Origin of the sequence: Anabaena sp. CCY 9613, assembly GCF_963920895.1 — a bacterium.
In the GTDB taxonomy this organism is placed as follows: Bacteria; Cyanobacteriota; Cyanobacteriia; order Cyanobacteriales; family Nostocaceae; genus Cyanocohniella.
Genome location: NZ_CAWUDE010000037.1, coordinates 1 through 11091, shown reverse-complemented (window position 1 = coordinate 11091; position 11091 = coordinate 1). Strand labels below are relative to the sequence as shown.

Below are 11091 nucleotides of genomic sequence, written 5' to 3'. Positions count from 1 at the left end.
TGTGGTTTTTTACCTAAAAAAATCCCCCAACGGGTGTTAGCCAGCCAGGGGAGTTAGTTATCAGGGTGCATCTACCAATTCATTCTTCTAATTGCAACTACCATTTTCCGGGAAATTATCATAATTGTGGTTTTTTACCTAAAAAAATCCCCCAACGGGTGTTAGCCAGCCAGGGGAGTTGAAGATCAAGGTGCATCTACCAATTAAAAGTTCTAGGCGGATGCTGAGTCATCCGGATAAAGTGATAAGGCCGAGGCAATAAGACAACTTGGTTCAGAAACTAACCAATCTGATATTTCTCTAGAATGTCTGCGTCAGCAAGTTGTACTCATACCCCAAGAACCACACTTTATAATCAACTGCTTGTTTGAGCTTCCTATTCCAAAACTCTCACCCAGATTGATAGCGATCGCAAATTGTGCAAGAGAATATTCAGGAATCTCCCCTGGTGGTAAGTAGTGGTGTACCAAGCTAATTCCTGGCGACATTTTTCTGTTACTAGAAAGTATAGGTGGATGAGAGGAAACCTGTGCAAAAGGATTTTCATAGTTGGCATCAAGATCTAGTATTTCTTTACTTGACATCTTTCACATCGCAACAATTAAGTGCCTAACTATTACTCTAGTAATAGGGATAAGACTTGAGTACTAGCGATATAAGAAACTAAAAGCATGATTAACTTGTCATAATGAAAAATGAGCATTAGTTGAGTGAGCGTGACCATCGAGTATAAAATTATGCTCACAATAGATGTCTAAACATCGAAAACAACCCTTTTGAACATTGTTTGAGCATTTATGCAAGCAGGATGGCTAGAACCCTTGATTTATGGAGTTTAATCAGGAATTTCACATTTCCGTAACCCCAGTAGGGCAAAATGATTACCTGGTACGGACAGAACGCGTTGCGCCTGGGGTGCCATTGGCAGAAGAACTGGTAACTTGGCCTGTAGCTGAGTGGTTGACATCTGCTGGACATTTAATGAATGATCCATTGAAAGCAGTGTTGCAAGGAGAAGCCATCGCCAGAAACTCTGTCAACCTAGTGGCATTGGGACAGCAATTTTATAATGCGCTGTTTCAAGGTACTCTGCGAGATAGTTGGATTACTGCTCAAGGTATTGCCCAGAATCATCAACAAGTACTGCGTTTACGTTTGGGTTTAAAAGACATCAGGTTAGCACGTCTGCCGTGGGAAGTTATGCACGCAGGCGATCGCCCTCTGGCTACTGGCCCTTATGTGGCTTTTTCTCGCTACCAAAGCGGAATTATGGCTCCATCTCGATTGCCATCCAGAAACAGACCAAACCCAACGGCAACAGGTGGTGTGAAAGTCTTGATGGTGCTGGCTTCCCCTCCTGATCAAGTCCGCCTCGATCTGCTCAAACAAGAAGCTATTAAACTACAAACTGAGCTACAACGTCAAACACCAAGAGCCGACGAAAGAGGTCAGTATCTTCCAGAAATTGAACTCACCCTTCTAGATCAACCAGGGCGAGAAGAATTGACGCAAGCTTTAGAACAAGGAAGATACCAAGTTTTACATTACTCAGGTCATAGTAACTTAGGTCCGAACGGCGGAGAAATTTATCTTGTCAGCAGAAGAACCGGCTTAACAGAAACCCTCAGTGGCGATGATTTAGCAGGCTTGCTGGTCAATAATAATATTCAAATGGCAGTGTTTAACTCCTGTTGGGGTACATACACAGCTACATCAGATCCCGTGGGAGATATGACAGGTGAACGTAACCTGACAGAAAGTTTAGTCAGGCGCGGGATTAAAAGCGTTTTGGCTATGTCAGAACGTATTCCCGATGAAGTAGCATTAACACTGACGCAGTTGTTTTACCGCAATCTCAGTCAAGGATATCCCATAGATTTATGCGTAAGCCGGGTACGTCAGGGGTTAATTTCTGCTTATGGTTCTCCCCAATCCTACTGGGCATTACCAATTTTATATCTTCAACAAGATTTTGATGGTCTGTTGTCCCCAGACACGTCTTTAAGTGCAGAATCAATTAATGGATATAATAACAGTCCCCCTGTGAAGGTAAATCCCACTGCTATGTACTTGGCAATGGCAGATGAGACAGATATACCTTTACCAGTGGAAGAGATGATGCCCTCTGGCTTAGGTCATGATCTTTCAGGGATGGATTGGCTAGGGGAGGAGACATGGGGCGATCTAGTTGATGAAATTGAGTATGATGATGATCCTAATTACGCAGAAGATTCAGCGCTAGTTTCGGATTTGTTTCGCCAGCTAGATCACCAAAAAGCAGCAAATGAGCAATTCCCTGACAGTGAAGAATTTGTAGAACCAATTAGAGATGATGATTTTCCAGAAGAACAGACTGCGGAACAGATTATTCCCCTGAATAGACAAGTAAATTTATGGGGAGACATCCCAGACAACATCACCGAAGCTACCCGCAATTTCCAACAAGAAACAGAGACTAATCCCCTTAGGCGATCGCAACCTCCATCAAGACTGCGACCCCCAGATCGTTATCAACTAAGACTATGGCCTGTGTTGGGTATTCTCGGAGCAATTGCGATCGCCTCCTTAATCGGCTGGGGTTGGTGGTGGCGAAATCAGCAAGTATCAGTATTACGTGACATCCCGCCAATTCCTACCCCATCTCTATCCACCCCCGAACAGCCGCCAATCGACATCAACGAAGCACCCACGGGAATAGTCACCACCACAGCTATGGAAAAAATCAGCCAGGGAGACTTACCCGCTGGGTTAGAAGCGGTAGAAGTACTACTCAATCGTGGGGCACTTTCTGCGGCTCAAGCCACTCTAGACTTAGTACCACCAAAGCAAGCAGATGATCCCACCGTTAACTTTTTGAGAGGGCGATTAGCATGGCAGTTTGTCCAGATAGGAGACAAAAAATATAGTATTGATGATGCCCGTCGTTATTGGGAAAGTGCTGTTAAATCTGAGCCAGATTCAGCTAAGTATACTAACGCTTTAGGATTTGCCCACTACGCAGAAAGCAATTTAAATCGAGCCAATGACTCTTGGTTTAAAGCTTTAAATTTAGCTCTCAACCAGCAAAATACAGCTTCTACTACACCAGTATCTTCTATACAAAAAACAATACCGCAAGAAGCTTTAACTGCCTACGCTGGTTTAGCTCTGGGGCTATATAAATCTGCATATAATCAACCTGCTAATAATAAACAAAGACAATATATTAATGAAGCCATCAAATTACGGCAAATGGTCATTAAGGATGATCCTGTAAATTTCCAGATCAATCAATTAAGTCAAAATTGGTTATGGACAGAACAAGCAATTAAAGATTGGCAATCACTCCTGCGGGCAGAGAGTTGAGGGAGATTAGGGCGATGAAGGAGATGAGGGAGATGAGGGAGATACAAACAAAGATGTTGGTACTCACCGAAAATCTTTCCCCCTGCTCCCTGCTCCCTGCTCCCCTGCCCCCCTGCTTCTTCCTCAGTCCCCTCTACTGCAATTTTTCTAGTTGTGCCAAAACTTCTGTACTGTGAACAGATGGGTTGACTTTGACAAAAGTCTCACGCAGAATACCTTCTGGATCGATGATAAAGCTGTGACGCATAGATACAAAACCGATCCAAGAACCATAAGCTTTACTTACCTCGCCTGTGGTATCAGCTAACAGAGGAAATTTTAACCCCTCTGAATCACAAAATTCGGCATGAGAGTCAATATCATCGGCACTCACACCAATAATCTGGGCATTTTTTTCGATGTATTTGGGTAAATCCTGCTGAAAACGACGAGCTTCAATGGTGCAACCAGAGGTGAAATCTTTGGGATAAAAATATAGTACTACCCACTGACCACGCAAGTCAGAGAGAGAAATTTTGCCATTTCCAGTATTGGTTGGCAATGTAAACTCTGGTGCGGGCTGATTAAGTTCGGGGAGTTTGCCACCAAGAGCATGAGCATCGGGAGTCAGATGCAACCAACTCATGACAGCAAAACAACTGGCAAATAATAAATTTAAAAAAGTGCGCCGAGAAATCATGGTGCAAACAAAAATTACAACTTTACACAAGTTTACAATTCTTGGTTACCTAACTCCTGTTTTGGTTCTACATGAGATTCTGTTGGCGTGTCTGTGCTTTCAATGTATTGGCTATCTAACAGAAAAGCTCCTTTAGCAAAGCGGATACCCCAATATCCACCAGGACGACGGTCAAGAACTATGCCTTCTTCGCCAATGCTAATTACATCTGGAGGGCGTAGCATGGGCATAGGGTCTGCTGTTTTGACGTAGGGTGGTAGTGCTACGACTCGGACTGTACTACCAATAGTAAATTCTTGAGACATTTTAAAAGTGCTAGGAGTTGTGATTAACTATTAACTTAAAACTCCTAACTTTTACTAGGGGTTAGCCTAATTTTTTTATTGGATGTGTGGGAAATGGGAAAAGGAGAGGGGATGGCATGATTTCCCCTACTCCCATCTTCTGCAAGAAGTTTTGTGAAAAATTGAATAGAGTAAGTTGGCGTGTCAGTCCAGACTTTACTAATTTTTTTTATCAGATTCAGATTCTGTGATGGGCTACTAGCTATACCCACCCCAGACTTGATAAATCTTGTGGGACTAAATCGAGATTACTGAGAATTGCGTTGCTGACGGCGCGATCGCATGTTTTGTTGCATTTCTTGTAATTGTTGCCGCTGTTGAGGGTTGAGGACCGCTAACATTTGTTGTTTAGATGTCTCACGAATTTGACGCATTTGAGTTTGTTGTTGTGGAGTCAGATTCAAGTTAGTCCAATCTTTCTGTGGACGCTGACCTTGACCTTGGCCTGATTGGCGTTGCGCTTGACGTGCTTGTTGTGCAGCTGCCAATGTTGCTTTTTGTTCTGCGGTCAGAAGTGCCTCAATTTGGGCACGGGTATTGGTTTTAATCGCCTGCATTTGGGCTTTTTGAGCATCTGTTAGTTCTAACCTTGACCAACCAGCGCCTTTTTGACCTCTTTCAGGTTTGGCATTTTGTGCTAGTTGAGGTGAAAAGGATCTCATTTGTGCTTGAACAGCAAAAGGGGTTGCAGTTAAGGTGAGGGCAACTGCTCCAGCTAGTAGTGATAATGGCTTGAATTTCATCTAATTATCTCGTTTGGTTTCCTGGTTGGATGTCACCATCATAGGAAATCATTCATAGGAGCTACATGAGGCGAAAGTCATGATTATACCCATGACTAAAGTCATGATCCAATTTTAAAAAATTTAACTTGTAATTACTGATCAAATACAGTAAAGATAGAAAATATCTTTAATTGATTAAGTTTTCATTTAATTCACATCTTAATGATGATAAAAATCTAGAAATTGCTATATATGAGTCGTCCTATTCAAATTAATAATCATCCTTTTCGGTTTCTGCTGTATTTAGAGTGGGTATTACTAGCGATCGCAGTTATCACAGCCGCGTTACCATCACCTTCACCACGGTTTACAACTAAGGTTCCTGAACTGACTATTTTTAGTCTAGTTTTTTTTGGGTTAATGGGTTTGAGATTACCCACTTCTAACTACTTTAGTAAAATTGTTTATACAGCTATTGAAATTTTTTTAATTACCACAACAGGATTTTTCGGGGGGAGAATTGCTAGGCTTTTTCCTTTTTTATATATTATTTTAGTAACTCGTAGTTGTTTAATTTTTCAGTTACCTGGCCGGTTGGTAGTTACAAGTTTATCGTTTAGTTTATTTTTATTAACACTACGATATCGCTTACCTAGAGCTGTTTTACCACCACATGCTCAAGAGCGATTGCGATTTTTTCCCCTCAGTTTAGCGTTGATATTCGGCTTAAGTTTAATTTTTATCTTGCTGTTAATGAATACAGTCATTTCTGAACGTCAAAGCCGAGAAAAATTAGCGATCGCTAATGAAAAACTGCGCCAATATGCCTTGAAAATTGAAAATCAGGCTACCCTTGAAGAACGCAATCGTATCGCTCGTGAAATCCATGATTCATTAGGACATTCTTTAACAGCTTTGAATTTACAATTAGAAACTGCCTTAAAACTGTGGCAATCTAATCCAGATAAAGCTCAGACATTTTTAGCAAGAGCTAAAGAACTAGGATCTAAATCACTCAACGATGTGCGTCAATCTGTTTCTACTATGCGTTCTCACCCTTTACAAGAGCAATCTTTAGAGCAGGCGATCGCTATTCTTTTAGAAGATTTTTACCGTTCAAATGGGATTTCACCAATTTGCCAAATTAATTTAGAATATTCTTTACCTTCTGACATTATTATATCTATTTATCGGATTATTCAAGAATCTTTAACAAATATTTCTAAACATGCAGATGCATCGGAAGTAAAACTAAATTTAACTACAACTAAAAATAGTTTTCGCTTGATAATTCAAGATAATGGTAAAGGTTTTTATGTCAATCAAAATACTACTGGTTTTGGATTGCAAAGTATGCGCGATCGCACGTTAGCATTAGGAGGAGAATTTAATATTAATAGTTCTCCTGGTTCTGGTTGTGAAATTATAGTTGATATTCCTTTGTTGAGATTGACACAATGATTAAAGTTTTACTGGTAGATGACCAAAATTTAATTCGTCAGGGATTAAAGGCATTATTAGAACTAGAACCAGATTTAGAAATTATAGGTGAAGCAGAGAACGGTGAACAGGCTGTTGATTTGAGTAACCAGCTACAACCAGATGTGATATTAATGGATATTAGAATGCCCATTATAGATGGCGTAGCAGCTACACGAGCAATTCAAAAATCTTGTCCGGAAATCAAAATTTTAGTCTTGACTACTTTTGATGATGATGAATATGTAACCGCAGCTTTAAAAAATGGCGCGATGGGTTATTTATTGAAAGATACACCATCGGAAGAATTAGCTGTTGCTATTCGTGCAGTGCATAAGGGATATACACAACTAGGCCCCGGAATTATCAAAAAACTGGTAAATCAATTTTCCCCAGTTACACCAACTCAATTACCTCCTGTACCACCTAGTTTGGCGGAACTGACTCCCAGAGAAAAAGAGGTTTTGCAATTAATTGCTACAGGTGCTAATAACAGAGAAATTGCTCAACAACTTTATATCTCTGAGGGGACTGTCAAGAATCATGTGACGAATATTTTAAATAGGTTAAATTTGCGCGATCGCACTCAAGCTGCGATTATTGCTAATACGTTTTTAGGATATTTAGAACAAAATAGCTAATGGTAATTTGTACTGTATCACCACAGTTTATATGCAGGCGATCGCTAAGTGCATCAATTAAATAATGCTAAACATTCATCTTTTAAAATACCTTTTGTCACCTTGATATTTCTAAATGACTTAGCAATCACCTCTTCACAAGAAATATCAATTTGTGATTGATTGACCGAAACTAAATCTTGAATTGAAGCACCATAGACAATTTCCGATATCCCTGTCCACACACAAGCAGTGGCACACATGGGGCAAGGTTCACCAGTTGTATATATGCTATGACCTTCGAGAGAGGGGCTTTTAAGTTTAGCTGTTAAACTACGAATAACATTGATTTCTGCATGGGCTGAGGGATCACAGTCTTGCTTCACAGTATTATGAGCTACAGCGACTACTTCATTATTTTTAACAATTACTGCACCATAAGGCGCATCTCCTTTTTTAGCTGCTTCCAATGCTAGATGCATAAAATATTCTTGGTTCATCTGAATGAAGAATTTCTACAGGATAAATGTTAATAATATAGCATTGCTACTGTGAGTTATGGGTAATATATTAAATTGATGAATATGTTACTAAGCAGACAAGAAACAGAATTTTACCTAAAAGACCTAGAAACGCCAACAGGTAAAGCGATTAATTTAACCCTTGCCGCTTTGGTGTTATTATCATCAGGAATTTTCGTGGCAGAAACTTATAATATTCCTGATGCTATTCGGTTTCAGTTAGATGTCATCGACACTATTATAGTGATAATCTTTGCTGGAGAATATGTACTACGTCTGTGGAGTTCAGAAAACAAATTTAAGTATATTTTTAGCTTTTACTCAATTATTGATCTAATAGCAATTTTGCCATTTTTTTTAGGAGCAGTTGATATCAGATTTATTCGCCTACTGCGATGGTTTAGAATCTTACGATTAATTAGGTTGATAGACAGAAAATTTTTATTTGGTACTATTACTACCGATGATGGTGTAATTTTCGCACAAATTTTATTTACTTTATTTGCAATTATATTTGTTTACTCTGGCTTAATTTATCAAGTCGAGCATCCAGTTAATTCTCATATTTTTGCGACTTTTTTAGATGCGTTTTATTTTTCTGTTGTCACCATGACAACTGTAGGATTTGGTGATGTGACACCAATTTCTGAATTAGGTCGTCTGCTAACAGTACTAATGATTTTAACAGGTGTTGCTTTGATTCCTTGGCAAGTAGGAGATTTAATTAAACGATTAGTCAAAACTGCCAATCAGGTAGAAATTGTTTGTTCAAGTTGTGGTTTGAAGTTTCATGATGTGGATGCGGGGTTTTGTAAGAGATGTGGAGCTAAACTAGGTGAATAATCACTGCTATTTTAAGCTCCCCAATTTCTTGTAGACACCCGCAGAACCGGGTAGAAGTCGGGGAGATGTATGTTGATAAATTGCCCCAATTTTTAGGGTGGGCTTAACCTTTTTTGTTGATGACTACGGGGAATCATCTCATATGCTGCTTTATTTCCATAAATATAGCGTTGCACCCGACGATTGAGAATACTGGGAATTTGGCTCAGTAAATGGATGAAAAAATAGGGGTTGCGTACCATTTCTATCAAACTTCTTTGCCATTTTCGCTGTTTGAGTGATTCTACAACACGGTAATAAGCTAAATTCTTGTTTAAAACAGCAAGATTTTTCAAAAAAGCCCGGGCTAGGGAAGTTTGTTTGTCAATGCCATTTTGCTTTAAAAAAGCTGCGATCGCCTGACAATCTTGCTCAATACGGTGGACTTTAGGCGAATAAACCAGAGAACCTGCACGGGAGCGGTAAAAATAATATGGTTCTGGTACGAGAAAAAAACTAGCTCCTTTGATTAGACATTCCATGACTAACCAAAAATCTTGGGTTACTTTAATGCTGGCATCATATTCAATATGATGTTGCAGCAGAAAATCTCTCCGGAATAAAGGTTTTGATAAGCCTAGATGCAATCCCTGTTGTCCATAAACATCAGTTTCTACAAAAAATACCGGGTCTATTTGCTTTATGGTTTCAATGACCTCTCCACTTTCGTTAATTAGTGTACTCCAAGGAGAATGTTCACCGTCTCGAATCAGAAATAAATCATCAGCAACCATATCTGCATTTTTGGACTCTGCTACCTGTAAAAGCTTTTCCAGCCTTTCAGGGGCATACCAATCATCTGAGTCTAAAACGGCAATCCATTTTCCTGTAGCTTCCCTTAATGCTCGATTGCGCGTACCACCGGCTCCCAGATTTTGCGGATTGACAAAAACTTTGAGCCGTTCATCTTTAAAGCTTCTAGCTACCTCTGCTGTCCCATCAGTTGATGCGTCATCTACTACAATTACTTCAATATTGTGGAGAGTTTGCCCCAATACCGACTTTATTGTTTGAGAAATATAGGCTGCTGTGTTGTAAGCAGGGATAATAACAGATATTTCTGGATTCATGTTAGACACTGGCCAATTCATTTTATACCAATCAAGTTTTATCTACATAGGAATTTCCCAAAAAAAATATCCAAAATTTTCTCTAGTGGGATGGGTGTTGCAGTGCATACAGCGAATACCCGCTCTGAATATCAGACGGGTGAAGATGCCTACTTTCAAAAATGAATGATTTAATTTTCGGAAATCCTTTGTGTTTAATAGATTAATACAAGTGGTATTGTTAGTTTTTAATTTTTCTGTTAGTTTTTATGCCGTTTATTAGTTTTTGTTAAAGAAAGATGTTTTTAGGCAATGAAGTCTTATCTACCGCAAAGCCAATTACCCAGACTTATGGCAGCCTTTTCGGGAATGTGTTTGCTAACTCTGGTAGTAAATACTGCAAATGAAGTTTTAATTTTAGCTATCGCTACCTATTTTAATGGTTAGCGCTAAGATGGCTATGTATTTTTTAGCAGTATAAATATGGTACAAAGTTTTTACGTAAATCCAGCAGCAGGCAACGATACCAACCCTGGTAGCCAACAATCGCCTTTCAAAACACTTACGCAAGCCCTGAAGGTTGCCACACCGGAAACCAAGATTCAATTAGCAGAAGGTAATTACAACGCTGCTAGTGGGGAAGTTTTTCCCCTCACAGTACCAGTGGGTGTAATAGTTGTGGGTAATGAAACCAGTAAGGGCCGTAATATATTCATTGAAGGCAGTGGTAACTATCTCAGCCGTACCTTTGCCGGTCAAAACGTCACCTTCGTGCTATTGAATAACGCCGAACTCCGGGGAGTGACTGTAACTAATTTAGCTAGTCGTGGTAGTGCAGTCTGGATTGAGTCAAGCACCCCTACTGTTGCTAATAGCACCTTTATTAACTGCAAGCGTGAGGGAGTATTTGCTACAGGTGAAGCGAATCCAGTGATTCAAGGTAATGTATTTACAGAAAATGCCGCCAATGGAATTGCGATCGCCAAAAATTCCCAAGGTAAAATTCAAGGTAACACCTGCCATAACACAGGTTTTGGCATTGCAATTAGTGATGCAGCATTACCCACTCTTCTAGATAATAAAATTTACGAAAATCGTTCGGGAATTATTGTTTCTGGTACTGCGCTTCCCATCCTGCGTAATAATCTCATTGAAAATAATACTGATGATGGTCTGACAGTAATTGGAAATGCCTTACCGGATCTGGGTAATACCAATAATCCAGGGGGCAATATCATCCGTAATAACAGTAAATTTGATGTACAAAACGCCAGTTCTAAGAAGCTGGTATCTGTAGGAAATCAAATAGATCCCAGTAAGGTCACAGGCAATATAGAGTTTGCCAACGTTTCGGTTCCCACACCAACACCAACACCAACACCAACACCAACGCCCACACCCACACCCACACCCACACCCACACCCACACCCACACCCACACCCACAC

At 39.9% G+C, this 11091-nt stretch carries 11 protein-coding genes; 5 read left to right on the top strand and 6 right to left on the bottom strand.

The genetic code is table 11. From position 1 onward, the window contains the following. Nucleotides 1–314 precede the first annotated feature (314 nt). Entirely contained in the window at nt 315–584 is a 270-nt protein-coding gene (locus ACM0OT_RS23510) for a hypothetical protein (protein ID WP_414566789.1), read from the bottom strand. Nucleotides 585–828: 244 nt separating this feature from the next. Between ACM0OT_RS23510 and hetF the strand changes: the two genes are divergently transcribed. Beyond that, complete coding sequence (gene hetF / locus ACM0OT_RS23505) at nt 829–3345, top strand: cell division protein HetF (protein WP_414566788.1); 2517 nt, start codon at nt 829–831, stop codon at nt 3343–3345. A 133-nt stretch (nt 3346–3478) separates the two neighbouring features. Here the strand turns inward: hetF and ACM0OT_RS23500 are convergent, their stop codons facing one another. From ACM0OT_RS23500 to ACM0OT_RS23490, 3 genes are all read right to left on the bottom strand, one after another. Then, nucleotides 3479–4024 (bottom strand): peroxiredoxin, encoded by a 546-nt coding sequence (locus ACM0OT_RS23500; protein ID WP_414566787.1) that lies wholly within the window; start codon nt 4022–4024, stop codon nt 3479–3481. A 32-nt stretch (nt 4025–4056) separates the two neighbouring features. Further along, on the bottom strand, nt 4057–4329 hold the full coding sequence (gene sipA, locus ACM0OT_RS23495; protein ID WP_414545716.1) for a regulatory protein SipA: 273 nt from the start codon (nt 4327–4329) through the stop codon (nt 4057–4059). Between the two features lie 287 nt (nt 4330–4616). After that, on the bottom strand, nt 4617–5111 hold the full coding sequence (locus ACM0OT_RS23490) for a P pilus assembly/Cpx signaling pathway, periplasmic inhibitor/zinc-resistance associated protein (RefSeq protein ID WP_414566786.1): 495 nt from the start codon (nt 5109–5111) through the stop codon (nt 4617–4619). A 234-nt stretch (nt 5112–5345) separates the two neighbouring features. Here ACM0OT_RS23490 and ACM0OT_RS23485 point away from each other — a divergent pair, with 234 nt between their 5' ends. Together ACM0OT_RS23485 and ACM0OT_RS23480 are read left to right on the top strand one after the other, a co-directional pair. After that, the gene (locus tag ACM0OT_RS23485) at nt 5346–6554 is read left to right on the top strand and encodes a sensor histidine kinase (RefSeq protein WP_414566785.1); all 1209 of its coding nucleotides are present in this window, start codon (nt 5346–5348) and stop codon (nt 6552–6554) included. Beyond that, complete coding sequence (locus ACM0OT_RS23480) at nt 6551–7213, top strand: response regulator (RefSeq protein WP_414566784.1); 663 nt, start codon at nt 6551–6553, stop codon at nt 7211–7213. Before ACM0OT_RS23485 ends, ACM0OT_RS23480 begins: the two co-directional genes overlap by 4 nt. 53 nt (nt 7214–7266) lie before the next feature. Here the strand turns inward: ACM0OT_RS23480 and ACM0OT_RS23475 are convergent, their stop codons facing one another. Next, a complete protein-coding gene (locus ACM0OT_RS23475) occupies nt 7267–7692 on the bottom strand; it encodes a nucleoside deaminase (protein WP_414566783.1) in 426 nt (141 codons plus the stop codon). Between the two features lie 84 nt (nt 7693–7776). On the opposite strand from ACM0OT_RS23475, the gene ACM0OT_RS23470 reads away from it, so the two are divergent. After that, on the top strand, nt 7777–8556 hold the full coding sequence (locus ACM0OT_RS23470; RefSeq protein ID WP_414566790.1) for an ion transporter: 780 nt from the start codon (nt 7777–7779) through the stop codon (nt 8554–8556). Between the two features lie 92 nt (nt 8557–8648). Here the strand turns inward: ACM0OT_RS23470 and ACM0OT_RS23465 are convergent, their stop codons facing one another. Beyond that, nucleotides 8649–9665, bottom strand: a complete 1017-nt coding sequence (locus ACM0OT_RS23465) for a glycosyltransferase family 2 protein (protein ID WP_414566782.1) — start codon at nt 9663–9665, stop codon at nt 8649–8651. A gap of 462 nt (nt 9666–10127) precedes the next feature. Between ACM0OT_RS23465 and ACM0OT_RS23460 the strand changes: the two genes are divergently transcribed. Beyond that, nucleotides 10128–11091: DUF1565 domain-containing protein (locus ACM0OT_RS23460; protein ID WP_414566781.1), on the top strand; the 964-nt coding region annotated here is incomplete at its 3' end.

Coding starts and splice junctions, on each gene's coding strand:
- ACM0OT_RS23510 (WP_414566789.1), bottom strand. CDS start 584: ATGTCAAGTAAAGAAATACTAGATCTTGATGCCAACTATGAAAATCCT.
- hetF (WP_414566788.1), top strand. CDS start 829: ATGGAGTTTAATCAGGAATTTCACATTTCCGTAACCCCAGTAGGGCAA.
- ACM0OT_RS23500 (WP_414566787.1), bottom strand. CDS start 4,024: ATGATTTCTCGGCGCACTTTTTTAAATTTATTATTTGCCAGTTGTTTT.
- sipA (WP_414545716.1), bottom strand. CDS start 4,329: ATGTCTCAAGAATTTACTATTGGTAGTACAGTCCGAGTCGTAGCACTA.
- ACM0OT_RS23490 (WP_414566786.1), bottom strand. CDS start 5,111: ATGAAATTCAAGCCATTATCACTACTAGCTGGAGCAGTTGCCCTCACC.
- ACM0OT_RS23485 (WP_414566785.1), top strand. CDS start 5,346: ATGAGTCGTCCTATTCAAATTAATAATCATCCTTTTCGGTTTCTGCTG.
- ACM0OT_RS23480 (WP_414566784.1), top strand. CDS start 6,551: ATGATTAAAGTTTTACTGGTAGATGACCAAAATTTAATTCGTCAGGGA.
- ACM0OT_RS23475 (WP_414566783.1), bottom strand. CDS start 7,692: ATGAACCAAGAATATTTTATGCATCTAGCATTGGAAGCAGCTAAAAAA.
- ACM0OT_RS23470 (WP_414566790.1), top strand. CDS start 7,777: ATGTTACTAAGCAGACAAGAAACAGAATTTTACCTAAAAGACCTAGAA.
- ACM0OT_RS23465 (WP_414566782.1), bottom strand. CDS start 9,665: ATGAATCCAGAAATATCTGTTATTATCCCTGCTTACAACACAGCAGCC.